The 25,465-nt window shown below is 43.4% G+C and carries 30 protein-coding genes and 3 pseudogenes; 24 read left to right on the top strand and 9 right to left on the bottom strand.

Translation table 11 applies throughout. From position 1 onward, the window contains the following. Positions 1-166: 166 nt before the first annotated feature. From NST56_RS03690 to NST56_RS03725, 8 genes and pseudogenes are all read right to left on the bottom strand, one after another. On the bottom strand, positions 167-364 hold the full coding sequence (locus tag NST56_RS03690) for a hypothetical protein (protein ID WP_339180050.1): 198 nt from the start codon (positions 362-364) through the stop codon (positions 167-169). Further along, positions 354-1,394, bottom strand: a complete 1,041-nt coding sequence (locus NST56_RS03695; RefSeq protein WP_339180053.1) for a tetratricopeptide repeat protein — start codon at positions 1,392-1,394, stop codon at positions 354-356. The genes NST56_RS03690 and NST56_RS03695 overlap by 11 nt, the downstream gene beginning before the upstream one ends. Positions 1,395-1,408: 14 nt before the next feature. Next, positions 1,409-1,552, bottom strand: a pseudogene (locus tag NST56_RS03700) (hypothetical protein); the annotation flags it as partial. A 153-nt stretch (positions 1,553-1,705) separates the two neighbouring features. Then, positions 1,706-1,940 (bottom strand): annotated as a pseudogene (locus NST56_RS03705) (hypothetical protein). A gap of 238 nt (positions 1,941-2,178) precedes the next feature. After that, positions 2,179-2,634: a TIGR01741 family protein gene (locus NST56_RS03710; protein WP_339180056.1), complete on the bottom strand. Its 456-nt coding sequence runs from the start codon at positions 2,632-2,634 to the stop codon at positions 2,179-2,181. Between the two features lie 89 nt (positions 2,635-2,723). Next, positions 2,724-3,194 carry a TIGR01741 family protein gene (locus tag NST56_RS03715; protein WP_168747130.1) on the bottom strand — a complete coding sequence of 157 codons (471 nt, stop codon included), beginning with the start codon at positions 3,192-3,194 and terminating at the stop codon, positions 2,724-2,726. A gap of 34 nt (positions 3,195-3,228) precedes the next feature. Beyond that, positions 3,229-3,702 carry an antitoxin YezG family protein gene (locus NST56_RS03720; protein ID WP_339180061.1) on the bottom strand — a complete coding sequence of 158 codons (474 nt, stop codon included), beginning with the start codon at positions 3,700-3,702 and terminating at the stop codon, positions 3,229-3,231. Between the two features lie 4 nt (positions 3,703-3,706). Beyond that, positions 3,707-5,716: a T7SS effector LXG polymorphic toxin gene (locus NST56_RS03725; protein ID WP_339180064.1), complete on the bottom strand. Its 2,010-nt coding sequence runs from the start codon at positions 5,714-5,716 to the stop codon at positions 3,707-3,709. 166 nt (positions 5,717-5,882) lie between these two features. Here NST56_RS03725 and NST56_RS03730 point away from each other — a divergent pair, with 166 nt between their 5' ends. The 12 genes and pseudogenes from NST56_RS03730 to NST56_RS03785 all read left to right on the top strand — a co-directional run bounded on the left by NST56_RS03730 (position 5,883) and on the right by NST56_RS03785 (position 14,655). Next, on the top strand, positions 5,883-6,221 hold the full coding sequence (locus NST56_RS03730) for a hypothetical protein (protein ID WP_339180067.1): 339 nt from the start codon (positions 5,883-5,885) through the stop codon (positions 6,219-6,221). Positions 6,222-6,233: 12 nt separating this feature from the next. Beyond that, on the top strand, positions 6,234-7,154 hold the full coding sequence (locus NST56_RS03735) for a DUF5655 domain-containing protein (protein ID WP_254518091.1): 921 nt from the start codon (positions 6,234-6,236) through the stop codon (positions 7,152-7,154). A 104-nt stretch (positions 7,155-7,258) separates the two neighbouring features. Continuing rightward, positions 7,259-8,266: a hypothetical protein gene (locus tag NST56_RS03740; protein ID WP_339180073.1), complete on the top strand. Its 1,008-nt coding sequence runs from the start codon at positions 7,259-7,261 to the stop codon at positions 8,264-8,266. Positions 8,267-8,488: 222 nt separating this feature from the next. Then, positions 8,489-8,926 carry a hypothetical protein gene (locus tag NST56_RS03745; protein WP_010333279.1) on the top strand — a complete coding sequence of 146 codons (438 nt, stop codon included), beginning with the start codon at positions 8,489-8,491 and terminating at the stop codon, positions 8,924-8,926. 354 nt (positions 8,927-9,280) lie between these two features. After that, positions 9,281-9,607 (top strand): lysozyme inhibitor LprI family protein, encoded by a 327-nt coding sequence (locus NST56_RS03750; protein ID WP_010333280.1) that lies wholly within the window; start codon positions 9,281-9,283, stop codon positions 9,605-9,607. Positions 9,608-9,806: 199 nt separating this feature from the next. Next, complete coding sequence (locus NST56_RS03755) at positions 9,807-10,949, top strand: Rap family tetratricopeptide repeat protein (protein ID WP_339180077.1); 1,143 nt, start codon at positions 9,807-9,809, stop codon at positions 10,947-10,949. After that, positions 10,939-11,118 (top strand): phosphatase RapH inhibitor, encoded by a 180-nt coding sequence (locus NST56_RS03760; protein WP_106021538.1) that lies wholly within the window; start codon positions 10,939-10,941, stop codon positions 11,116-11,118. The genes NST56_RS03755 and NST56_RS03760 overlap by 11 nt, the downstream gene beginning before the upstream one ends. A gap of 169 nt (positions 11,119-11,287) precedes the next feature. Continuing rightward, a complete protein-coding gene (locus NST56_RS03765) occupies positions 11,288-12,007 on the top strand; it encodes a YebC/PmpR family DNA-binding transcriptional regulator (protein WP_010333282.1) in 720 nt (239 codons plus the stop codon). 136 nt (positions 12,008-12,143) lie between these two features. Then, on the top strand, positions 12,144-12,515 hold the full coding sequence (locus tag NST56_RS03770) for a spore coat protein (protein WP_268447777.1): 372 nt from the start codon (positions 12,144-12,146) through the stop codon (positions 12,513-12,515). A 111-nt stretch (positions 12,516-12,626) separates the two neighbouring features. Then, positions 12,627-13,208, top strand: coding sequence for a TetR/AcrR family transcriptional regulator (locus NST56_RS03775; protein WP_268447776.1), 582 nt, complete (start codon positions 12,627-12,629; stop codon positions 13,206-13,208). 81 nt (positions 13,209-13,289) lie between these two features. Next, positions 13,290-13,742 carry a nuclear transport factor 2 family protein gene (locus tag NST56_RS03780; protein ID WP_010333285.1) on the top strand — a complete coding sequence of 151 codons (453 nt, stop codon included), beginning with the start codon at positions 13,290-13,292 and terminating at the stop codon, positions 13,740-13,742. Next, positions 13,739-14,655, top strand: a pseudogene (locus NST56_RS03785) (NAD-dependent epimerase/dehydratase family protein). Before NST56_RS03780 ends, NST56_RS03785 begins: the two are co-directional and overlap by 4 nt. On the opposite strand, the gene NST56_RS03790 reads toward NST56_RS03785, so the two are convergent. Beyond that, positions 14,645-15,628: an amidohydrolase family protein gene (locus NST56_RS03790; protein ID WP_339180086.1), complete on the bottom strand. Its 984-nt coding sequence runs from the start codon at positions 15,626-15,628 to the stop codon at positions 14,645-14,647. The pseudogene NST56_RS03785 and the gene NST56_RS03790 overlap by 11 nt on opposite strands. 251 nt (positions 15,629-15,879) lie before the next feature. Between NST56_RS03790 and NST56_RS03795 the strand changes: the two genes are divergently transcribed. From NST56_RS03795 to NST56_RS03850, 12 genes are all read left to right on the top strand, one after another. Next, positions 15,880-16,509: a TetR/AcrR family transcriptional regulator gene (locus NST56_RS03795; RefSeq protein ID WP_010333289.1), complete on the top strand. Its 630-nt coding sequence runs from the start codon at positions 15,880-15,882 to the stop codon at positions 16,507-16,509. A 73-nt stretch (positions 16,510-16,582) separates the two neighbouring features. Continuing rightward, entirely contained in the window at positions 16,583-16,831 is a 249-nt protein-coding gene (gene cotJA, locus NST56_RS03800) for a spore coat-associated protein CotJA (RefSeq protein WP_010333290.1), read from the top strand. Then, a complete protein-coding gene (gene cotJB, locus NST56_RS03805) occupies positions 16,815-17,078 on the top strand; it encodes a spore coat protein CotJB (RefSeq protein ID WP_010333291.1) in 264 nt (87 codons plus the stop codon). Before cotJA ends, cotJB begins: the two co-directional genes overlap by 17 nt. 14 nt (positions 17,079-17,092) lie before the next feature. After that, on the top strand, positions 17,093-17,662 hold the full coding sequence (gene cotJC, locus NST56_RS03810) for a spore coat protein CotJC (protein WP_010333292.1): 570 nt from the start codon (positions 17,093-17,095) through the stop codon (positions 17,660-17,662). Between the two features lie 122 nt (positions 17,663-17,784). Next, positions 17,785-18,330, top strand: a complete 546-nt coding sequence (locus NST56_RS03815; protein ID WP_339180091.1) for a GNAT family N-acetyltransferase — start codon at positions 17,785-17,787, stop codon at positions 18,328-18,330. A 52-nt stretch (positions 18,331-18,382) separates the two neighbouring features. Next, a complete protein-coding gene (locus NST56_RS03820; RefSeq protein WP_339180094.1) occupies positions 18,383-18,664 on the top strand; it encodes a YesK-like family protein in 282 nt (93 codons plus the stop codon). A gap of 114 nt (positions 18,665-18,778) precedes the next feature. Further along, the gene (locus NST56_RS03825) at positions 18,779-19,408 is read left to right on the top strand and encodes a YesL family protein (protein WP_268447771.1); all 630 of its coding nucleotides are present in this window, start codon (positions 18,779-18,781) and stop codon (positions 19,406-19,408) included. Then, positions 19,405-21,138 (top strand): sensor histidine kinase, encoded by a 1,734-nt coding sequence (locus NST56_RS03830; RefSeq protein ID WP_339180099.1) that lies wholly within the window; start codon positions 19,405-19,407, stop codon positions 21,136-21,138. Before NST56_RS03825 ends, NST56_RS03830 begins: the two co-directional genes overlap by 4 nt. After that, complete coding sequence (locus NST56_RS03835; protein WP_339180102.1) at positions 21,138-22,253, top strand: response regulator transcription factor; 1,116 nt, start codon at positions 21,138-21,140, stop codon at positions 22,251-22,253. Before NST56_RS03830 ends, NST56_RS03835 begins: the two co-directional genes overlap by 1 nt. A 103-nt stretch (positions 22,254-22,356) precedes the next feature. Continuing rightward, on the top strand, positions 22,357-23,640 hold the full coding sequence (locus tag NST56_RS03840; RefSeq protein WP_339180105.1) for an ABC transporter substrate-binding protein: 1,284 nt from the start codon (positions 22,357-22,359) through the stop codon (positions 23,638-23,640). After that, positions 23,637-24,566 carry a sugar ABC transporter permease gene (locus NST56_RS03845; protein WP_026014675.1) on the top strand — a complete coding sequence of 310 codons (930 nt, stop codon included), beginning with the start codon at positions 23,637-23,639 and terminating at the stop codon, positions 24,564-24,566. The genes NST56_RS03840 and NST56_RS03845 overlap by 4 nt, the downstream gene beginning before the upstream one ends. A 3-nt stretch (positions 24,567-24,569) precedes the next feature. Further along, positions 24,570-25,460: a carbohydrate ABC transporter permease gene (locus NST56_RS03850; RefSeq protein ID WP_010333300.1), complete on the top strand. Its 891-nt coding sequence runs from the start codon at positions 24,570-24,572 to the stop codon at positions 25,458-25,460. Positions 25,461-25,465: the final 5 nt, after the last annotated feature.

Genomic DNA, 25,465 nt, shown 5'->3' on the forward strand with positions numbered 1-25,465 from the left:
ATAACAGTGTCATTTATTACTCTCAATATATTAGTGTACATTATTGACTGTTGGTAATATAAAGAGTGGATTTTCTATGACTTAGATTCTGATAAAGTTCTAAAAAAACATACTTTTACTCCTAATTTTCAAGAAAACAGACGCAGCCCAAAGCTGCGTCTTGTCTTTAACCAAGCGTTCCATTTTTTGCAATCATAATGTCTCTCTCAAAGGTGGCTTTGTCTGCTAGGGAGTTCGTTGAATCGTTTGCAGCTTTGCTTGTCATGTTTCTGGATGCCACATTTACTTCATTTCCTAAGGAAGAACTGATAAAGCTTACACCGATCAAAGCAATTACAGCGCACAACGTCAGTTTAAATTTCATACAAACAATCCCCTCTCTGAATTTGTTTGCGGGCATGAACCATCTTTTTGAAACAGATAACAGAATCATCCATCTGCCCAATTTCAGTATAAAACTTTGCGGCTAATAATGCCAACTCTTCCATATAAGGATATCCTTGGGATGTCTCTAATTTGTTGAAAACATTTAATAAAATGGACGCTTCTCCTTTTTTGACAAACAGCGCCTGTAATCCTTCAAACATAATTTTAAATAGGCCATCGTCGAATTTACATGCGAATCGTACGCCTTTTCTGAAACAATCCATTGCCTGGTCTTGTTTATGTTGAAGAAAATAAATTAAGGCTAAATCGTGGTAAGCTTGTGTCAAGTTGTTGAAATTTGATTTTTTGAATTGGAGAATCGATTTCTCCATGTATCTTGCTGCTTTCGTCAATTCGCCCATTTTAAGATAACAATTTCCGATATTGAATAAAGCTTGGCCGTAAATCCGCTTGTTTTTGCTTTCAAGAAGCCGTGCGCCTTTTAGTGCCTGTTCGAGGTGAGGGAGCGCCTTTTCATGACTTTCTAGATCATCGTAGTTTCCTGCGATCACAAAATGGCATTGTATGCGGCGGACTGAGTAAAGGTCGTGTGTTTTATAGATGTTATACGCCTGAGAAGAATAGTGCATGGAGACATGGGTTTGTTTCATATGATAAAACACTTCAGCCATTTTAAAATAAAATTCCGCTCGCTCAATTTCATCTGAAATATAGGGGATGGTGTTTTCCGCTTTTTGATAGAATGTAATAGCACTTAAGAAATTGCCTTGTTTGAATTCATACATTCCTTGAAAAAAGTAATAGTAGTATTCAACGAGTTTCTCCATCTTCCTATTGGTTCCTTCAATTCTCTTTAAATATTCTGACAACTCCATTTGGTTTCCTTCAGATGGAATCACATAGTCGATCATAAGCTGATGACGAAATGCAATGAGCTGATAGTAAATCAAGAGGTCTTGGTCTTCTTCCATGATGTCAATGTCCCGTTCGATCTCAGCTTTAAGCATTTCAGCATCTGTCACGATGAATGTTGGATAAAGACTTTTGCTTCTTCGTATCTTTTTAATATGTTTTTGACCATTGGAGTTGGATTCTTTTGATTGTTTGTTTTTATTGCTGTGATTGTTAAATGGATTTGTTTTATTAATTCTTTTCTTATTGTCAAGGTGATGCTCCTTTTATTAAGTAGAGATGAACGAATACAAAATAGCATCTTTACTTTACTACATTAAAATAATCTACCCACTTTTTTAGTTTCCCTTTTAACCTCAAGCACAGTGGCAACTTTATTATCTCTATGCCATTAGAGAGTTGGTTGCTATATCTGTGTAACGGTTTGATTAGAGTACTCATCTTTATAATTTAGAGCAATTCTTACAACTTGCTCCGCTGTGTAATCTTCATTTCTCCAGAAAATTAAATCACTTGGTGCCGGATGAGGAACATTTTTTCTCTAATAAATCGAGATATTCACTGACTTTCTCATCATCTAATGTTGGGTTCATTAATTCCTTTACAAGAAAGATCAACTCTTCTTTTGTCAGTTTATCCATTGTTGACCCTCCAATAGATTGTAACTACATTGATTTTACAAATGACTTTATTTCTTCTGGTAATGTTATAGGTTGTTTGCATAATGATAGATAATTGTCTTGAGAAAGGTTAGCCTCATTATAGAGTTTATTAATTGTATTTATAATCAATTTATTTATATGGAAAACCTCTAAAATTTCTTTATTTGATTGGTTTATAAAAAATAGCTCAGCAGAGTAGGGCTGAGCTATTTTTTAATTATAGACCGAGGTAGCTAATTACAAATTCTTTATCATCCTCATCTTGAGGCAAAATACCAAGGTTTTTATATTCCCATATTGCGATTCTTTCATATCCATCTAATTCTGATGCTAAAATATCATCATAATTATAATCTAATTGGAATTCTCCGCTACGATCCAATGTTAGTGTAAGGTTCGTCCAAACATCATCGTTATTATTTCTGTGTTCAGTTCTTAGCTCTTCAAAAAGTTCTCTTAGCTCTCTTAACAACGTCTTGAAGATATCCTTGCTTACGTTGTAATGGTTAGGTATATCTTGTGAATAAATAATTTGATTATTTTCTGGTGTCTTGAAGTGAAAGAGAACCATGGTAGAGTCATTTAATACTTCTGCATAAAGATAAATTTTTGTCCATTCACAAGGTATGATGTTATTTAATTTCTGACTAATAAGCTGATACAAATCTTGCATTTTTTTGTTTCCAATCTTTTCACCTTCAATCGTCGAGAAATCTTAATTATCAAAATAGCTCAGCAGAGAAGGGCTGAGCCATTTTTGATTTATAGACCGAAGTAGTTTATTACAAATTCTTTGTCGTCCTCATCTTTAGGCAATATCCCTAAATTTTGATATTTCCAAACATCTCGTCTTTGAAGGTCATCAAGTTCAGACGATAAAACATCATCATAATTATAATCAATTGAAAACTTTCCGGTGTTTTCTAATTTTAAAGTGAGATTAGTCCAAATATCTTGGTTGCCTAGTTTAAATTCCTCTTTTAGTTCTTCAAATAGCTCTTGAAGTTCAATTAGCAGTTGATCGTAAATCTCTTCGCTCACATCAAAGTGTTCAGGTATAAAATGAGAAAATAAATAATCACTGTTATTTGGTGTTGGAAAATAAAAGTATATATCCGCTGAGTCATCAAGTATCTCAGCATATAAAACGATCTTTTCCCATTGAGATGGAATCATTTCATTTAGGTGTTCAGCAATCTTTTGATATAGTTCACCCATTTTTTGAGTTTCCATTAGATTAACCTCTAACTTTAAATTGTTGATGGCATTATTTAATATTTAGATAATCCTTAACAAATTCTTTATCCTCTTCGTCTTCAGGGAAAATACCTAAGTTATTGTACTCCCAAATCATTTGTCTTTGGTATTCGTCCAATGTAGATTCAATAACATCTTCATAATCATAATCAATTGAGAACGTTCCATCGCTTTCAAGATTCAGTGTCAAATTTGTCCATGCTTCAGGATTATTTTCTTTGAACTCATTGTGTAACTGTTTAAATAACTCTTGAAGATCTATTAATAGTTCTGTATAAATTTTTTTACTAACTTGAAATTGTTCTGGAATGTCGTGAGAGTATATATATTCATCGTTTTCTGGTGTTTGAAAGAAAAAATACACTTCTCTGGAACCGTCTAGTATTTCTGCATAAAGAACAACTTTACTCCATTTGGAAGGGATCATGTCATTAATTTGTTCTGCTATCTTTTGATATAGCACTTCCATCTTTTTTGTTTCCATTAGATTAACCCCCTGGTTTATTTTCTATAGTAACTTGTCTAGCTCTACGATTACCTATCTTATATTCAACATTAAATAATACAGGTCTTAGTGAATCTCCCTGATAAACGGGCTCTATATTAACTTTTACTTGTTTAGGAGGTTTTCCATTTAATGCCTTCGACCACACTTGCTCCATTTTGTACCATTTCCCGCCGCTCCTATTAATCTGAGAATTCATCGGCACGATATTGTCAAACTGGCCTGAGCCTTTGAATTGGGTGGCTATTAAATGGCCTCCGTCATCGTCAGGCTTTCGGTCTTGGGGCTTTCCAGCATTCGACTGTGCATATTGGTTTCGTTTTGCTTCTCCTAGCTGCAAGTCTGCTTTGACACTTGTAATTCTACCATAGTTGTCAGTGGTGTACGTGTAGCCTTCTTTTGTTTTATAGACAACATTCGGCTTCAGTACTTTCTTTCTGCTCCATTTTGCATAATGCTCGCCATATTTGACAGTTACCGGCGGTACAACTGGCGCTGGTGTTCGTCTTCCGCTTGAAGAAGTTCCGTACGGTTTCGGCAGGATGACCTTGGCGAATTTCTGAAGTCCCTCTTTAAGTGTGACCCCATTGACTGCGTTGTAAGGAACGCCTGCCGGCACTAAATCGTGACGGGGATGATAGGGGAGAATGTCTGCAAGTGTGAGATCTCCGATTTGATTTAACTTGGTTTTGATATGTTTTTTTGATACTTCGATGCCTGTGTTTGCTTTTTGTTTGATGTGATCAATGGTTTGTTTTGAGACCGTTATGGCTTTTTGTGCTGTGGCTGATTTGCTTGCTGCTGTTTTGACTTTGGCCGTCACTTTGGCGGCTTTGCCTGTTTTGGAGACGGCGCCAACGCCTTTTGTGCCGACAACTGATGTGACAACAGTGCCGACCGCATATGACACCCATCTTGCTCTTGAGTAGGTGTCACCATTCACCATGTCTTTTTGGTATGATTCTTCGATTGCCGCTGAAATGGCTTCATACGTTTTGATCGGGTGAGCCACCGCTCCTGTAATGGCTTCAACGGTTCCGCCCGGATCTGTGACCATATCCCACAGACCTGTGACCGCGTCTTTTCCTGAATCGTAAAGGCCGACGGCAACCCCTTTGAAGCCTGCTTCAAGTTCACGGGTGTTTTCAATTTGAGTGAAATATCTTTGCTGTTCTGCTGTCAGATTTTCATAACCGATCGTTTTTGCCATTGAGTAGAATTCATCGGCATCTGCATAATCGTAGTTTTTCAGTCTTTCTTTCAGTTTTTCAATCTCGCGTTCCTTCGCTTCCTCTTTCTTAATTTTCAAGTAAGCCTCAGTCCGCTTTTCAATGTCGCCTTTTTTCTTATGTATGTCACTCTCACGGTACGCCTTGGCGTTGTAGTGGATGGGTGTGGCGTTTTTGCCTTTGCCCGTTGCTTCTTGGAGCTTTTGGAAGTCGGATTTGATGAATTGTTCGTTTGGTTCTGACAGGGCGTATTCTGTCTTCAGGTCTTCGTCCAAGGCGTCCAATTTTTCCAGTGTTTTTTTGCGTTTGTCGTTGGCATCGGCCAGCTCGTCCTTGAAGGTTTCTGTTGAAAACAGGTCGAGCGGGAGGATGTTGTTGATATCGTTCAAGATGTCTTTCATCGCTTTTTTCTGTTCGGACATGATGGATTTCGATTTTTGGTGGGCGTTTGCCAGCTCGTGTTCCAGAAAGGATTCTTCGATGTATGCGTCAGAGAGGGCTTTATCCTCGACGGCTCCGGCGATGCTGTTGAAAAATGCGATTTTCATGTCGATGTAGTCGATCCATTGGTCGGTGACGCCAACGTGGTCGTGATAGAAGGCTTTGATGTTGCTGGCGCCTTTTCCTGAGAATTCGCTGTCACTGAGATCAGCGACGCTTTTTAAGGCTTTTCTCAAATTGACCATTTGCGTTCTTAGTTCTTTATACTCTTTTGTACGGTCTGTCGCTTCAGAAAGCAGTGTTTTCGCTTCAAGTACTTTCATGACCATTTCCCTTCTTTTGTTCGCTCAATATCAAAATTTTACCACGGCGCGGGATGAGAATGGCTGTGGAAACTTGTTTCGATGGAAAAATGAGTCATTTGACATGTGTAAATATGCACAGATTTGATATGATAACGATAGATCAATAAAAAGGGGAAGAGCTCATTTGGATAAAGATTTCTTAATCATAAAGATCAAGGATATTCAAAAAGGCGACACGCTAACAAACCGCGCCTGCGGGAACTGGGATATGAAATTATCTAGGGCAAAGGAATGTAAACGGGCAATTGTTGTTCGGAGCGGTGTGATTTTAAATGTTTACAAAATCGTTGACGCTTGGGAATCTGATGAACCCGCCAAGATCACTAAAACGAATAATAGAGTCCGGTTACAATTGGCAGAGTGCCGTGATTATTCTTATTTAATTGGCAGTACACTGAAAACAAAAACGCAAAATCCGGTTTCGAGTCTATCCTTAGAAACTTTAAAGGAACTAGTAAAATAAAAGGAGCCCAGCATGTATCTCTATAAAGTAAACAACCAAAATCAGATAGAAGATATTCGCGAGAAACCTTTTAAAAAAGAAAAAGAGATTCAGGATTTATGTGAAACAAATCTTCAGCAGATGTTAGGTCTCAGGTTTGTAAAATCCGAATTCAGGATTAATAATTTCCGCATTGATACGTTAGCGTTTGATGATGAGACAAGTGCTTTCGTGATTATCGAGTATAAAAATACGAAGAACTTCAGTGTTGTTGATCAGGGCTACGCCTATTTAGCAGCAATGCTCAATCATAAAGCTGATTTTATTCTAGAGTACAATGAGAATCATGAACGTCCGTTAAAGCGGGATGATGTGGACTGGTCGCAGTCTAAGGTCATTTTTATTTCACCTGTTTTTACAGTGTATCAAAAGCAATCCATCCATTTTAAAGATCTTCCAATTGAATTGTGGGAGATGAAAAGATATGAAAATGGTCTGATTCATATGAATCAAATGAAAGCTGAGGGCGTATCCGAGTCGATTAAGACCATTTCACGGCAAAGTGAGACCATTCAAGAGGTCAGTAAAGAAATTAAAGTGTTTTCTGAAGAGGATCACCTTGCAGATAAGCCGTTTGACATCATAGAGCTTTATCAGCAGCTAAAGGAATTCATTTTAAATTTGGACGATCATATTTCAATCAAACCGACGAAGATTTATATTGCGTTTACGTCAAATAAGCGGAACTTCGTGGATATTTCTCTTTTAAAAAGCGGACTTAAGGTGTGGGTGAATATGAAAAAGGGAGAATTGGATGATCCCGAAGAGAGAATGCGAGATGTCTCTGAGACCGGCCACTGGGGAAATGGCGACTATGAGATTTTTATAAAAGATGACGAAGACATTGAATATATCATGGGATTGATCAAACAATCCTACGAGAAAAATAAGTGAGAACTTCCATTGAGAAGTTCTTTTTTTATTGGGTTACAAGGGAAATGTGCAGAGCATGTTGAAAATGATATAGAGTTTTGAACCATATACTGGGAGTTGCTTATATGAAAAAGCGTTTTATACTATTGGGCTTATTCGCAAGTGTTTTAATGTTGGCTGCATATATTTACTCTCAAAATAAGAACACATATCCGGTCACAACTTCCGCCATTCATCCCGAAGAAGACCGCATCTATTTTATCTATTCCAACCCTCTCATAAAAGAAAGCACGCTGCTCTCAACCTCAACAGGCGAAAGATTTAATAGGCGCACGTTCAAGGTGGCGGATGTGCCGTACATCCAAACGAAGTCTTACGCATCAACAGACATTGTTTTATTAGCGGAACATGAGTCCTTTTATTACACGCTGGAGAAGGATGCCATAAAAAAGCATCCGCTGTCAGATCCATTTGCGTTTTGGTATGAGGGAAAGGATGTCTCTGTTAAGGCCTATAACGTTGATACGACGGGGAATGACATCCATATAAATGACAAAAAAACGAAAAAGGAATATAGCCTCACCTTGCCTTCACTTGTCACGATGGGGTCGAGTGACGAGAATTATATTTATGTCATTCAAGGCATGGCAATTTACGTGATTGACAGAAACACAGAGGAAATCATAGAGACCCTGAGCTTAGCCTCATACGCTGATACATTCGCAGACTCGGAGGAATTTATTGTCGCGAGCTCGCAGCATGAACTGACTGTGATTGAAAAAGGGACATGGAAGACGAAGTATATTTCTTATCCTGATGATCTTGAATATGCTGATACCGTGTACTATGACAAAGAAAGCGGCAGTTTTTATGTGACGTACGAAGACAAAGAGGGGGAAGCTCACTTGCTGGAATATGGGAAGGATTTTTCTTTTCATACATACGACTTGAAATTCCCTTATATGGAGGGGAAGTTTAAGGGGAATCAACTGTATGTTGTTGCCCAGGAAGAGCATAAAAAGGGCATTGGCGGGTACGTGGGTGTGTTTGATATCCATTCTAAGAAGATGCTTTATCAGTTTGATTTGCCTGAGGAACAAGTGAAGGTTCAGGATTTTATCGTGGTTGATTAGACTCCAAGGCTATAACTTAGAGTCAAGTTCTTATGTTTCGAGGTGAGTAAATTAACCAAATGCCACTTCAGCTGAATAATAGAATTTATTATAAACTTCAGCTTAGTTTTGATTACTAGAAAATATTTTATAAAATATATTTTAATTCTTGGTTTCATGGTTTATAATGTATAACAGTCCTGTATTTTACAATTTTGATTGGTTTGATGGAGGTATTTGATAATGAAAAGAGTAAATCACTTGATGACACTAGTTCTTGCGGGTGTGATGGCATTTGGACTAGTATTCATTGGATCGGGTCATTCAGCCAAGGCTGTTAGTAAAACTACGAGTTTTACTTTTCATGCAACTGTAGAATCAAAATCTTATATTCACACATCAGAAAACTATAAGAATGTTTATACTACAGTTGAAATGGGAAGAACAGGAACATGGGAAAGTGCTGCTTATTGCAAATTATATCTGCAGCGTTATACAAACGGTTCTTGGAAAACAATCGATACAGCTTCTGGAAATGCATCATATGGTAGAAAATTAAATGTTACATTCACAAACATTGCAAAAAAATCTGCATCGACTAGAGTGAAACTAAAACTTTATAATAATTGGGATCATTCAGACTATATGCAAACAGTATATTCTAGTAAATGGACTAGATGAAGAAAAAGCTCTCCTTTTTAAGAAGGAGAGCTTTTTTAATTACATTAATACGATCACCTAGTTTACCATTTTGGCGTTTGAATTCTATTTTAAAGTTTATTAAAAGAAACATATTGTTCTAATAGTCTAGTTATCTGATTTTAGATAAATAAAGATATAAAAACCTATAAATTAATTTAGCGATCATTGGGGAACAGAAGGATGAGCAGAGACAATTACATATAAATAGGGTGCGCTGTTTTTATCTATTTTACGAATATATATCAGCGTGTTCTGACAGCTGAGCTTCTGATAGGGATCAGGAAGAAACCGTGAATAAAGTGAGTTATACGAAGCCGACAGAGCAAGAGCAGAATGCGAAAACCGAATCATCTGATACAACTGGTACACAGAGCCCTTAGCAGGCATCGGAAAGCACAAAATCAGATTATCTTGCCAAACTGTCAGCAGATAGAAAAACACTATGATTATCAAATGATTGAGGATTACGGCTATAACTATCAAATGTGGGACGGATCGATGAATGAGATATTCGGCGGTTTGCAAAAGCAGCTTTCTGCTTCAGTCATGGTGGGCCTAAAAAGTGAACAGCGCCAATGGATGAAGGATAGAAATGCTACAGTTCAGAAAAGATATGATGAGGGCGTAGGTTCTTTATCCCGAGTCGTCCAAACGGAATAGCTTGCAAAACAGACGAAAGAGCTCTGTTACGATCGGTGAAAACGTATAGGAAATAAGTGACACGGGACCCTTCCATGGGGTCCTTTTTTGCCGAGAAAACAAATTGACAGGATGAAAAAACAATTTCTTCCTTTCATATTGTTTTCAAAATTTGGGATTGATAGAATATGACATATCTCACAGAGAAGGAGGGAAGCCGTTGAGTCAAGCCATACCGTCTTCGCGTGTTGGTGTTAAGATTAATGAATGGTACAAGATGATTCGCCAGTTCAGTGTTCCGGATGCTGAGGTGCTGAAAGCGGAGGTGGAGCAGGACATTCAGCAGATGGAAGAGGATCAGGATTTGCTGATCTATTATTCTCTCATGTGTTTTCGGCACCAGCTGATGCTGGATTATTTGGAGCCGGGACAAACATATGGGAATCGCCCTACAGTGACAGAGCTTCTGGAAACGATTGAAACTCCTCAGAAAAAACTCACAGGCCTTTTGAAATACTACTCTTTGTTTTTTCGCGGCATGTATGAATTTGATCAAAAAGAATATGTGGAAGCGATCGGTTTTTATCGCGAGGCGGAGAAGGAACTGCCGTTTTTGTCAGATGAAATTGAGAAAGCGGAATTTCATTTTAAAGTGGCAGAAGCGTATTACCATATGAAGCAAACCCATGTGTCGATGCATCATATCCTTCAAGCCTTAGACATTTATCAAGACCATCCGTTATATAGCATGAGAAGAATACAAAGCTTGTTTGTCATAGCGGGAAATTATGATGACTTCAGATGCTATGATAAAGCGCTCCCGCATTTAAGAAAGGCGCTGGAGCTGGCAATGGATATTCAAAACGACCGGTTCATTGGCAAATCTTTATTGAACATCGCCAACAGTTATGACAGGTCAGGAAGATATGATTTGGCCATTGAGTACTTCCAAAAAGCAGCGAAAGTAAGCAGAGAAACGGTCCCTGATTTGCTGCCGAAAGTCTTGTTTGGGTTAAGCTGGACATTATGCAAAGCTGGACAAAAACAGCAGGCGTTTCAGCTAATAGAAGAAGGATTAGAACATATCACAACCCATCCAAATGCGGGAGCCCACAAATTTTATAAAGAATTGTATCTGTTCTTACAGGCAGTGTACAAAGAGATTGTTGACGAACGCAAAATTCATGATCTTTTAAGCTATTTCGAAAAAAAGAACTTGCACGCTTACATTGAAGCATGTGCCCGCAGCGCTGCCGCTGTTTTTGAAAGCCGCTGTCATTTTGAGCACGCTGCTGCGTTTTATCGGAAAGTGCTGAAAGCGCAAGAAGATATTCAAAAGGGAGAGTGTTTATATGCTTATTAAGAAAAAAGTGATGATGTGTCTTGCTGTTCCCCTTATTTGCGGAAGCATTGCAGTTCCTTTCTTGACACAGTCCGGCGGTTTTAAGGAATCAACGGATCGAAACACGACGTATATCGATCATTCCCCTCATCATGTCATGACTGATCAGGATAAGAAAGCCCTTAGTTAGGGCTTTTTTTCTTGCTTTATTGGAAGTTTGTGTCGTCTCGTACTTTTAAACTACCGCCTTCCTTCTATTTCTAACGCAAGACACTCGAAACAACCAAACCATTTGAGGTATAATGGTTAAAGTGAATAACAGTATTTAGATTGATATATATGAAAGAGAGTGGAGCATCATGGGCCGTAAGTGGAACAATATTAAAGAAAAGAAGGCGTCTAAGGACGCAAATACGAGTCGGGTTTACGCAAAGTTTGGCCGTGAGATTTACGTGGCGGCGAAGCAGGGCGAGCCTGATCCGGAATCCAACCAGGCGCTGAAGGTTGTGCTTGAGCGCGCGAAGACTTACAGCGTGCCGAAAAATATCATTGAACGTGCGATCGAGAAGGCGAAGGGCGGAGCGGAAGAAAATTATGATGAGCTTCGTTATGAGGGCTTCGGGCCGAACGGATCAATGATTATCGTTGATGCGCTGACGAATAATGTGAACCGTACGGCGCCGGAAGTGCGTGCAGCGTTCGGAAAAAACGGCGGGAACATGGGTGTGAGCGGATCTGTCGCTTATATGTTTGACGCGACGGCTGTTATCGGTGTGGAAGGCAAAACGGCTGATGAAGCGCTTGAAATTCTCATGGAAGCGGATGTCGATGTCCGCGATATTTTAGAAGAGGATGACAGCGTGATCGTCTATGCGGAGCCGGATCAATTCCATGCGGTGCAGGAGGCGTTTAAAAACGCAGGTGTTGAGGAATTTACGGTAGCGGAGCTGACTATGCTTGCGCAGAGCGAAGTGACACTTCCTGAGGATGCGAAGGAACAGTTCGAAAAGCTGATTGACGCGTTAGAGGACTTGGAAGACGTTCAGCAGGTGTATCATAACGTAGATCTTGGTGAATAAAAAATGAGCAGACTGTCATGGTCTGCTTTTTTTATTGTCCGGGAAATTGTTTTAGCAGTTTATAGGCGGGTGTCTATACGCGCTGTAAGACCTTCTCATACGCTGGACTGTAACCTATGTGAAGGAGAGATTGGATATGACTGATACAAGACACTTCTGCTGCGGACCCGGTTTTGGCGCTTACCCAGGCTATGGTGCAGGCGGTCCGGGATTCGGAATGTACGGAGGCGCGGGCTATCCGGGCCATGGCATGTATACAGGGATGGGCCATCCAGGTTATGGAGGCGCAGGCAGCCCGGGTTATGGCATGTCTGGAGGATTCGGCGGCTACCCAAGCGGAGGCTATCCGAGCTACGGAATGCATTATGATAATGATGGACATCACCACCATTACCCTGATGGACATTACGGACACCATCAGGATGGAAATTATGGCCATCATGATGGTAATAACTACGGACACCATCACCACCAAATGGGACACTGGGGAAAAGACGGCCATAAATAAAAAGTGTGAAGAACGGACACTCTTGCTGATCAAGGGTGTTTTTTTGTTTTTCTTTTTCTTGACTGTTCAGTCTGGAAAAGGTAATATCTTCTTGTAGGAGGTGATATTCGTTTGGGTAGAAATAAAGAATTTGATACCGCGCTTGTTTTGCACAGAGCGATAGAGGTTTTTGGAGAGTATGGCTACGAAGGCACGTCGCTGCAAGAGCTGCTTTCTCATTTAGGCATTGCGCGCCAGAGTTTGTACGATACGTATGGAACGAAGCGGGATCTGTTTTTGTCCGCTGTGAAAACGTATCTTGAAGGAAAAAACGCGGCTGTTGTGGAAAGGCTTGAGGCACCGGGATCTGTCAAGGAAGCCATTCGTGATATTTTTCAGGAGGGTGTGAATGTCCTGAAAGATCCTGAACGTTCAAAGGCGTGTTTTATCATCAACAGCGCTATTGAACAAATCCCGCATGATTCGGACCTTGCCCAGTACTTTGAAGGGCAGACGAAACAGCTTGAGACGGCCTTTTATCAGGCACTGAGAAGGGCACAGGCTGAAGGAGAATTGAAGGAACATCTTGATATATCGGCGCTTGCCCGATATTTAAACCAGAGTCGGCTGTCTCTGACGTTTATCGCTAAGGTTTCTGCTGATTTTGACCAGCTTCAGGATTATGTTGAAGTGAGTTTATCTGTCCTTGATTGACTTTTTTTGATAAAGGGTGCTTAGCCCTTTGACGCATTTTCTGGACTGAATGGTCTAAAATAAAATACGAGGTGATGATCCATGATGATGACAGAATACGAAAAAGCATGTGACACACTGAATAAATTTATGCAATATATGCTTGAAAAGGATATGGAGAGCTGGACAGAGCTGTGGGATGAACATGCCGTATTGGAGTTTCCCTATGCGCCAGAGGGATTTCCGGAAAGAATTGAGGGGAAGGCGGCTATTTACGATTATATTAAGGATTTTCCTGATAACATTCATATTTCTGCGTTTACTGCTCCGACAGTGTATCGTTCGGCTGATACAAACACGATCATTGCGGAGTTTCAATGTGAAGGCTATGCGATTGCGACTGGGCTACCTTACCGGCAAACCTATATCAGTGTGATTGAAACGAAGGACGGCAGCATTTTATATTATAAGGATTATTGGAATCCGCTTGTCGTCAATAAGACATTTGGAGAAACCATTGAAACATTTATACAAACAGAGGAGGATGAAAAATGATGAGTCACGATCAGATTCTGATTACGGGAGGAACCGGCACGACAGGAAGCCGGATTGCGCAACGGTTAATTGAGCAGGGTTACAGCGTTCGCATCGCGAGCAGAAATAAGGGCAAAATGAGCAAGGCGGAGTATGTATATTTTGATTGGAAGGATGAGTCCAGCTTTACGCCTGCTTTGGAGCGGGTGAAACGGATTTACCTCGTTGCGCCGGTTGGTGTGTTTGACCCGTCTCCTTATGTGCTTCCATTTTTAAAGGAAGCGAAGCGGCTCGGTGCTGAACGTGTGGTGATGCTCAGTGCGTCCGCTGTTCCTGAGGATGGTCCTGTGTTTGGCGCATTGCATCGTGCAGTACAAGGGTTTCCGGAATGGGCGGTGCTGCGGCCGTCATACTTCATGCAAAACTTCATCAATGTCCAGCATCGCATGTCCATTCAAACTGAGGGGCACATCATCACGGCGGCGGGTGAGGGAAAACTTGGTTTTATTGATGCCGATGATATTGCGGAAACAGCAGTGCGTGCTTTGATTGACATTGTGCCTCATAATACTCATCATATTCTTACGGGACCTGAGGTGCTGAATTACGCTGAGGCGGCGGAGATCATCGGAGCCATGGCGGGACGTCCGGTGACGCATGTCAGCATTTCTTCTTCCGAGCTGAAAAACAGGATGGAAACAGCAGGTTTGCCTGCGGATTACGCGCGCTTTATGGCGGAATTAGATGAAGCGATCAGCCATGGTGCGGAACATCGGGTAACGGATACAGTGAAGCGTGTGACAGGAAAAGAACCCCGTTCGCTGACTGAGTTTGCGGCTGCTCATGCTGCATACTGGAAACGCTGATCTCATTTTGGACTGATCGATCTAGAAAGACCTTCGGCTCTGCCGAAGGTCTTCTTTTTAGCTATTGAGTTTAAAAAGGCTTGCCGCGTTTTCGGTGCCGATTTTCATTCGGTCCGTTTCACTGATTGGACACTGGTCAAACCAGGAAGAGATTTCTTCCATCGATTCATACGGATAGTCCACCGAGAATAAGATGCGGTCTGAGCCGACCTCTAACAATGTATCAATTAATGCCTGTGTTCTGAATACGCCGCTTGTTGTGAGATAAAAGTTTTTGCGGAGGTATTCAGTCGGCGCTTTTTTATGGTTTCCATGGGTCTCAGGACGCTGATGGCGCAGTCTGTGCTCGACGCGCGGCAGCGTAAACGGCAGACCCTCGCCTAAGTGTCCGAGAATTACGGTCAAATCCGGATATTCGTCAAACAGGCCGCTGAGAATCAGGCGGATGGCGTGTGTTGCTGTTTCAACGCCAAAGCCCCATGCTGAGCCGAGGAGGCCTTCGTAGCCTTCATAGATACGCTGCTGATTTGGCAGCGGAATACGCGGATGCAGATAGACGGGAACCTGAAGCTGTGCAGCTTTCTCCCAGAAAGGGCGTACCTGTGGCTCGTCTAAATATTGAGCGGTATTTTCGTCTCCGATATTACTGTAGCCGTTGACCAGGGCACCGACAAAACCGAGTTCGTTTACAGCCCGCTCCAGCTCCTTCGCTGCTTCTTCAGGATCTTGAAGCGGAACCGCCGCAAATGCTTTAAAACGGTCTGGATGTTTGGAAACGAAGAATTCCGCAGCGTGATCGTTCATTTGCTTTGCGAGTTTTACAGCTCTGTCAGGATCGGTGATGCCCTCAATACCAGGCTGTGTCAATGAGAGAATTGACGTTTGGATGCCGTTTCGATCCATGTCTTCAATCCGTTTATCGAATTCCTGCAATCGTTGTTGGACAGCGCTGAAATATTCATCGTCAGTAAAATTGTGACTTCCTGTTGCCGGAAAATCAGGAGATTCCCAGTGCTCTTCTAATGCGATTTTTCCATTCATGTCAAAAGGCTCCTCTCTTTTTCATGTCTGGTGTAGATCAGATGGAGTGCACTCATTTTACGTCAAGAAGCTTCGTTTCAATAGGTAATGAACAATGTGTTTATTACTTTACATCATGTACAAGATGTAAGTTCATGGTACAGTAGATTTTGGGAAAAGGTCAATAAACAGAGAACGTGCAAACGTTTAGAAGAAGACATCAGCAGATGATTTGTCCAGAAGAAAATAAAAGTTAGACAAGGAGGTAAAAAATGTCTAAAAAAAATAAAGTAGATCCGAGAGTCAAAAGAACGAACAAATTTTTAAGAGACGCATTGATCGCACTGTTGAAAGAAAAAGAAGCCAATTCGATTACGATTCAGGAAATTACTGAAAAAGCGGATCTGACCCGCGGCACTTTTTATTTGCACTATCGGGATAAACAGGATTTTCTGTTTCAAAGCATGACGGAGGTTCTCGATGATTTGATCCAGCAGGTTAAGCCTGAGACGCCGGTGGAACCGGTCATTATTAATGAGGATCATCCGCCTGTTTCATTTGTGAAGCTCTTTGAGTACATTCATGAACACGCCGAGTACTTTCAAGTGATGCTGAGTGACAGAGGGCTTCCTCAATTCAGAAGTTTGATGGCGGAATTCGTTCAGAAACGAATTTACGAGGAATTGCTTTCATCTATTGAAGAATCTGAGAAACAGCTTCAGATCCCGAAAGAGATACTGGTCAGCTATATCACTTCCGCTCATATCGGGGTGATTTGTTCCTGGCTGGAGAGCGGCATGAAGTACAGTCCTTTATTTATGGCGAATCAATTAACACGTTTAACGCTCTTGGGACCGCTCCGGATAGCGGGGATAGAAAAACAAATCAAGCTTCCTTATTAAGAATTTCAGTCATAATGACGCCTCCTGTCTCATACCTATTAAGGTCATTGTTATTGAGAAAGGAGGAGCCAGAATGAAGGAGATGCAGCCATTTACACCTGTTAAATCATACACGCCCTTTCACAGCCGTTTTGATCCCTGTCCGCCCATAGGGAAGAAATATTACAGAACGCCCCCTAATCTCTATATGACCTTTCAGCCTGAGCATATGGAGCAGTTTTCGCCGATGGAGGCTTTAAGGAAAGGCACCCTTTGGAAGGATCTCTATGATTTTTATGAAAATCCTTATCGAGGGGGAGACGCACATGACAAAAAAGGTTGATGCGGAATATTACCGCCAGCTTGAGCAGATTCAAGCAGCTGATTTTGTGCTTGTTGAGCTGAGCCTGTATTTAGATACACATCCTGATGATGAAGACGCGCTGAAGCAATTCAATCAATATTCCGGCTATGCAAGGCACTTAAAAAGGCAATTCGAATCATCTTACGGACCGCTTTTGCAGTACGGCAATAGCCCCGCGGGCGAGGAGTGGGATTGGAATCAAGGGCCTTGGCCGTGGCAAGTATAAGGAGGAATGCCTGAATGTGGGTGTATGAAAAGAAGCTGCAATATCCTGTCAAGGTCAGCACGTGCAATCCGACGCTGGCGAAATATTTGATTGAGCAGTATGGCGGAGCGGACGGCGAGCTGGCCGCGGCTCTCCGGTATTTGAACCAGCGGTATACCATTCCTGATAAGGTCATCGGCCTTTTAACAGATATCGGCACGGAGGAGTTTGCCCATCTGGAAATGATTGCGACGATGGTGTATAAGCTGACGAAAGATGCGACGCCGGAGCAGCTGCGAGAAGCCGGGCTTGGTGATCATTACGCGAATCATGACGGCGCGCTTTTTTATCATAATGCGGCGGGGGTGCCTTTTACGGCAAGCTATATTCAGGCGAAGGGCGATCCGATTGCGGATTTGTATGAAGATATCGCAGCAGAAGAAAAAGCGCGGGCGACGTATCAGTGGCTGATTGATATTTCGGATGATCCTGATTTGAACGATTCCCTGCGGTTTTTGCGTGAACGTGAAATTATACATTCTATGCGCTTTAGGGAAGCGGTTGAGATTTTAAAAGAAGAACGGGATAAGAAGAAACTCTTTTAACAGCAGCGGGGGCTCCCTTTCATGCGTCCTTTTACATACAGACAAAATATTCTGTTTTTTTGTCGTTTGCTTGCATTATAATGGAGGTATGCATGTAAGTTAGTTTTGATCGGGGGGCCTTTATGTCATCTTTTAAGATTACGAAAGAAACAGTTGCAAATGATTTTTACGCCGGCCTGGCAGACCGTGAGGATGCAGAGCAAATAACGGGACTGCTCGTCCGTACGGCTGAATGGCTGCGGGACCGGGGCTCTGACCAGTGGAGCGGGCTGCTGGAGGGACATGACTCACATGATATTGTTGGCTCGATTGAAAGCGGACATGTGTTTGTGTTTCAAAAAGATCAAGAGCTGGCGGGTGTAGTGATGCTTCTGCCTGAGCCGAGCGAATGGGACAGAACGCTTTGGGGAGAAGAGGGGCACGAAGAGTCCATTTATTTGCACCGTCTGGCGGTCAGCCGCCGGTTTGCGGGAAATGGGCTTGGGGCCGAGATTCTCACATGGACGGAGACGGGTGTTGAGTATCCGGGGAAGAAGCGGATCCGTCTTGATTGTGTTGCTGATAACGACGCCTTGCATTCCTTTTACAGGCGAATGGGATATGAATTCAAGGGATCAGATGCCTCGGGGTTTCATTTGTTTGAGAAAGAACTGAACAAGTCAGAATAAGCGTCCTTTTTAGGAGGCTTTTTTGCCTTTTTGAAAAGGGAGGACAGGGCGAATGATCCTTTTTTATGTGATGGCCATTGCGACGGCTTGTATTTCTGCTTGTGTATCTATTTTTCTGCGTTTGAGGATGCCGCAAAGAAAATGGCCGGAATGCATACTGGCCGTGCTGATTGTTCTCGGTGTGATTACAATTTGGTGCAGCATCTTTTTTGTCGGCGGCTGGGATGGCATGGCGCTGGGCATGCTTGGGATTCATGTGATAGTCGGAGCGTTTGCCGGGTACTTGATCGAGACGGTGTTCCGGCTGTTGAAAAGACAAATTAGGAGAAGGTAAGGCATTTGCCGTCTCAAATGATGTCGAATTTTTTACGGGGTGGCAGGAATTTTCTTTCGAGTGGAGAAATACATATTACTTTACAATGAAAGCGTTTTCTGAAGTAGGAAGGTGATGTTGATGATACATAGCCTGACAAATGGGCTGAATCGTTTTTGTACATGGGTAATGAGACTGGCTTATGTCAATGTGCTGTGGATCTTGTTTTCTCTTGCCGGGCTCGTTGTGTTTGGGTTGATGCCTGCTACGGCCGCGATGTTTTCGGTGGCGAGAGAGTGGGCGAAGGGGAACACGGATGTCCCAGTGTTTTCTGTCTTTATCCGGACGTTTAAGAAGGAGTGGGGGGCAGCTCAGCTGTTGGGGCTCATTCTGGTGACGGCCGGCTTGTTTTTGTTTGCGGATATACGGATTGCCGCTCAGATGAATCAGCCTGTGCTGGTGAATGTGTTTATGAGCATCGGATTGATTTTCGCGTTTGTGCTGTTATATGTGTTTCCGGTCTTTTCGCATTTTGACGTAAAGCTCAGACAGGTGCTGAGCATCAGCTTTTTGATTGCCTTCAGCCGGCCATTGGTGACGCTGATAATGGCAGCGGGTGCGGTCGGAATGTTGTTTCTTGTGCTGTTTCATGTGACGTTTTTGCTGTTTTTCAGCGGTAGTGCGCTGAGCTTGTTGTTAACGAAGCTGTCCTTTAAAGCATTTATGTCAATAGATCAGCGTCAGGAGAAAGAAAAGGCGGCATGAAAGGAAGAGTCGCGGGCCGGTACAGGCGGATGAAGATTAAGGATAAGCTGTTTGTGTTTCTGTCATTGATTATGGCCGTGTCCTTTTTGTTTGTATACAGCGGGGTGCAGTACGCTTTTCATGTCTATGATGAACAGATTTACCGCAAATCCTCGGAGGTGCTGCGGATGTCTTCTGAACGGATTGAAGACGAGCTGAAGAAAATTGAAGATGTATCGTATGAAATTATTACCGATGAACACATTCAGCGCATTCTCAGCATGCAAAACCGTGATGATACGTATGACCAGTATCAAATGAAGCAGGAGCTGTGGGATCAGCTTGCGCAATATGCCGGCGATGAAAAGTACATTGATTCGATTCATTTGATTGATGCCCGCGGCTCAGAGTATTCCGCCGGAAGCAGTTCATCGGACCTTATGAAACAGCAGCAGGAAGAGGTATTTGAACGGGCGAAAGCGCAAAAAGGCAGAAATCTTTGGATGACCCTAGGCAGTTCAGATCCTGTCCTGATTTCAGCGCGGCAAATCAGATCGTTTCATCAGCTGAGTTTAAATGGCTTGGGCATGGTGCTGATTCAAGTGAATGTGAAACAGATGATTCGTGATTTGCCGAAGGATTGGGGCGATTCGGTCGGAGATATGATGATCGCAGACAAGGACGGCAATCTGGTATATTCGGCCCGTGCATCGGTGCTTACGCCTGAGATGACAAAGCAGACGCTGCGGCATCCTGGTTATGACTTGGTAAAAAAGAATGGCAAACGTTATTTTATTTCTTTCCTTCAATCATCCTATCAAAACTGGAGCTACTACAATGTCATCCCCTTTGATCAGATGTTCGCGAAAATTTCCTTTATGAAAACGGTGATCGGTACGTGCTTTCTTTTGTTTTTCAGTGTAGTTTTGCTTTTCGGGCGGAAGATTGCCAACAGCATCACAGAGCCGATCGAGCAGCTTGTATCCGCAATGAAATCGGTGCAGCACGGCGGGATTGAGGCGGGCGTGTCGCTGTCACTGCCGGAACACACACAGGATGAGGCGGGAACGCTGAACCGCCATTTTACCGTAATGATGAAGCGGATCAATGAGCTGATGGAAGAAAATGTGGAAAAGCAGCTTATTATTAAAGAAACAGAATTGAAGGCGCTGCAAGCCCAGATTAACCCGCATTTTTTGTATAACACGCTTGAGTCCATCAATTGGCTGGCGAAAGCGAATCAGCAGAAGCAAATTTCTCAAATGGTAGAGTCGCTCGGTTTTCTCCTGCGAAACAGCATTCATATCAAAGAAGATACAGTGACCCTTCAGGAGGAGGCGGATATTGTGCTTCACTATATGACGATTCAGCGGTTTCGGTTTGAAGAGCGCTTGAACTTCACACTGGACATCGCCGAAGAGGTAAAGCATTGCCGAATTCCGAAGCTGACACTCCAGCCGCTGGCGGAGAATGCGATTCAGTACGCGCTTGAGCCTTTTACTCGGCCATGCGCCATCCGCATTCAAGCGAAAAAAACGGAGGACTGCGTCTGTATTACTGTCGAAGATAACGGGCCTGGCATGAACGAACGTATTCTTGAAAATACGGGCGGAAGAGGGATCGGGCTCTGGAATATTCATGAACGCATCCGACTGATGTTCGGGGAGCCGTATGGCTTACGCATTCAAAGTGAGAAAGGGAAGGGAACGGCGATTTTACTGACAATACCGTGCCGAAATGAGGTGGTGTGATGTACAAAATACTGCTTGCTGATGATGAGAGAATTATTCTTGACGGAATGGCAGGGATCATTGAGTGGGAGACGCTCGGCGCTTCTTTAGTCGGAAAAGCGCAAAACGGAATTGAAGCGTATGAGAAGATCGTAAACAAGCAGCCGCATATCGTCGTCACTGATGTAAAAATGCCCGGTATGGACGGACTTGAGCTGATCAAAAAGGTGTCAGCCGTCTGCCCGTCCGTGCAATTTATCGTCCTGTCTGGTTTTGGGGAGTTTGAGTACGCGAAGGAAGCGATGAAATACGGGGTAAGGCATTATTTGCTGAAGCCCTGCAATGAACAGCAAATTATCCGTTCATTAGAGGAGATCATCGCCGAGCTGAAGCAGCATGATGTGCGGAAGAAGAAAGCCGCCCACCTGAAACATGAGCTGAATCATATCCGCTCCTTTGCAGCTGATCAATACCTGGAAGGTTTGATCGCCGGTGTCACCCATCTGTCTCCGCCGCCTTCGCTTGCAGGAAAGAAGATTCGCCTTATCATCGCGGAGAATACTCAGCCTGTAGATTCTGCGGCCAGAGAGGCATTTGGTTCCGCGCTGACAGCTTTTTGCTGCAGCGGAGGACGTGCGGTGTTTGCCGTGGAGGAGGGCACGCCCGATCTGGAGAACAAGGCGGAAGACGGCTTGGCAGGCTGCCGGGTAATCATCAGCCGGACGGGGGAGCTGCGGGACGCAGGACAGCTGTTCCGGGAAGCAACTGAAACGGCCGGTGACCAAAAGCGGAGTGATTTGATTAATAAAATCACCAGGCTTGTCGCCGACGAGCTCGGCAATCCGAATCTCTCTCTGAAATGGGCAGCAAAAGATATGCTGTTTATGAACCCTGATTATCTGGGGAAAATCTTTAAGCAGGAGACAGGGGAAAAGTTTTCTCAATATGTTACACGGGTGCGTCTTGAGCATGCGATGAAGCAGATGAAGCTGAGGCGGGATGTGAGTGTATCAGAAATCGCGGAAGAAATCGGGTTCGGTGATAATCCGAAGTATTTCAGTCTTGTCTTTAAAAAATATACCGGTCTGACACCGTCAGAATTCAGAAGAAAACAGGGAGGCGCTTCCGCAGGATAGCCATCTCTGTTTTTTTAACTTTCGCCACTGTTTTTTGAGTGTTTCGCCTCGTCACAACCCTTTAAAATAAAATGTAAGCACTTACATTAAAGGGGGGATTGATTTGAACAAGGTTTATTACGTGCTGCTGTCACTTGTATGCGTCTTTTTCTTCAGCGGATGTTCTGCGGGTGAAGAGGCGTCAGGGAAAAAAGAGGACATGACGCTCAGAATCGCATGGTGGGGCGGACAGCCGCGGCATGACTATACAACAAAGGTCATTGAATTATATGAGAAAAAGAATCCGCATGTCCATATTGAAGCGGAATTTGCGAACTGGGATGACTATTGGAAGAAGCTTGCGCCAATGTCTGCCGCGGGCCAGCTGCCTGATGTCATTCAAATGGATACGGCATATTTGGCGCAATACGGAAAGAAAAATCAGCTTGAGGATTTAACGCCATATATGAAGGACGGAACAATTGACGTCAGTTCAATCGATGAGAATATGCTGTCCGGCGGAAAGATTGACGGAAAGCTTTACGGATTTACACTTGGGGTCAACGTGCTTTCTGTGATTGCCAATGATGATCTGCTGAAGAAAGCCGGTGTTTCAATTCATCAGGAAAACTGGACGTGGAAGGATTATGAGAAGCTGGCGTATGAGCTGCAGGAAAAAGCCGGCGTATACGGATCTAACGGAATGCATCCGCCTGATATTTTCTTCCCGTATTATTTGCGCACGAAGGGTGAGCGTTTTTATAAAGAGGACGGCACGGGCCTTGCGTATCAGGATGACAAGCTGTTTGTCGACTATTTTGAGCGGCAGCTGAGGCTGGTCAAAGCAAAAACATCGCCAACGCCGGACGAAAGCGCCCAAATTAAAGGGATGGAAGATGACTTTATTGTCAAAGGCAAATCAGCCATTACATGGAACTACTCCAATCAATATTTGGGCTTTGCCCGGCTGACAGACTCACCGCTGTCTCTCTATCTGCCGCCTGAACAAATGAAGGAAAAGGCACTGACGCTGAAGCCTAGTATGCTGTTTTCCATTCCGAAAAGCTCTGAGCATAAAAAAGAGGCCGCGAAGTTCATTGATTTCTTCGTGAATAATAAAGAAGCGAACCAGCTGATTAAAGGCGAGCGGGGCGTTCCGGTATCCGACAAGGTGGCAGATGCGATAAAACCGGAGCTGAATGAGGAAGAGGCCAACATTGTGGAATATGTGGAAGCCGCGTCGAAAAACATCAGCAAAGCCGATCCGCCGGAGCCGGTGGGAAGCGCTGAGGTTATTAAGCTGCTGAAGGATACGTCTGATCAGATTCTGTATCAGAAGGTATCGCCGGAAAAAGCCGCCAAAACGTTCCGGAAGCAGGCCAACGACATTTTAGAGAGAAATAATTGACGGGAAATGGGGCTGACAGAATGAAAATAAGCCGGAGTAAGAGAAAAGACAATCTGGCGGGATATGCTTTTATTTCTCCGTTTATTATCGGCTTCTTCTGTTTTACGGTGATTCCAATGGGCGCGTCTCTGTTTCTGTCCTTTACAAGCTACGACCTGTTTACGGCGCCGAAGTGGATCGGGCTCGATAACTATAAGGAAATGTTTACGGGTGACGAAAAGTATTGGCAGTCGCTGAAGGTCACTTTCACGTACGTACTTGCCGGGGTGCCGCTCCGCCTCGGCTTCGCGCTTTTTATTGCCGTCATTTTAAACAACGCGGCAAAGGGAACAGCCATCTACAGGACGCTGTTTTATCTGCCTTCGATCATCGGCGGAAGTGTGGCTGTTGCCATTATGTGGCGCAATATTTTCGGCAATGACGGGGTCATCAATGCGCTGCTGTTTTTTGTCGGGATCGATCAAAAAATTCTCTGGTACCAGGACCCGACAAGCGCGTTATGGACGCTGATTCTCTTGTCCGTCTGGCAGTTCGGGTCATCCATGCTGATTTTTCTGGCCGGGCTGAAAAACATTCCGGCATCATACTTGGAGGCGGCCAGCGTGGACGGCGCAACCCGCGTGCAGCGTTTCTTTAAGATCACGCTGCCGATGCTGACGCCGATTATTTTCTTTAACCTGGTCATGCAGACGATTTCTGCTTTTATGACCTTTACCCCAGCCTATATCATCTCAAAAGGCGAGGGCGGGCCGCTTGACGGGACGTTATTGTATTCACTCTATTTGTTCCAGCGGGCGTTTAACTATTTTCAAATGGGCTACGCCTCGGCGATGGCGTGGATCATGCTGATCATTGTCGGGCTGATTACGCTGATTTTATTTAAAACATCATCATATTGGGTTCACTACGAATCAAAGGAGGAATAACGGATGGAGCCGGTCAACCAGCCTGTCAGGCAAGCCCCGGTGTTTGAAGGGAAAAAAGCCGGGCGCATCAGGCCAAAACGCATTCTGTTCCATGTTCTTACGGCGTCACTGGCGGTGTTATTGCTGTATCCCGTCATTTGGCTGTTTGTCAGTTCTTTTAAAGAAAGCTCCAGTATTTTCACAACCTCTCATTCTCTCATTCCAGATCCTTTTATTCTCAGCAACTATGCTGAAGGGTGGAAGGGCATTGCGGGTCAGCCGTTTTTGACCTTTATTAAAAACTCGGCGATCATTGTCGGGCTGTCTACAATCGGCGCCGTCCTGTCATCGGCTGTCATTGCCTACGGCTTTGCGCGCATTCCGTTTAAAGGAAAAGCATTTTGGTTCGCCTGCATGATGGGGACGTTAATGCTGCCGCATGAAGTGCTGATGATTCCGCAGTACATTATGTTTGCGAAATTAGACTGGCTGAATTCTTTTAAACCGATTGTCGTTCCGCAATTTTTCGGGCATGCGTTTTTTATCTTTCTGATGATCCAGTTTATCCGGACGATCCCTGAGGAGCTGGATGAAGCAGCGAGGATCGACGGGTGCGGGCGCTTTGCCTGTTTTTGGCGGATCATTCTGCCGCTCATTGCACCGGCGCTTGCAACGTCTGCGATTTTTTCTTTCTATTGGAAGTGGGAGGAGCTGATTCAGCCGCTGCTCTATTTGAACAAGCCGGAGCTTTATCCTGTTTCTCTTGCGCTGAAGCTTTTCCTGGACACGGAATCAGCTTCAAACTGGGGAGCGATGTTTGCCATGTCGGCCGTCTCTTTGCTGCCTGTGATTCTCGTATTCTTTCTGTTTCAAAAATATATCGTTCAGGGCATCAGTACGACCGGATTAAAATAAAAAGG

This window comes from Bacillus sp. FSL R5-0560 (assembly GCF_037966305.1).
Classification (GTDB): domain Bacteria; phylum Bacillota; class Bacilli; order Bacillales; family Bacillaceae; genus Bacillus; species Bacillus mojavensis.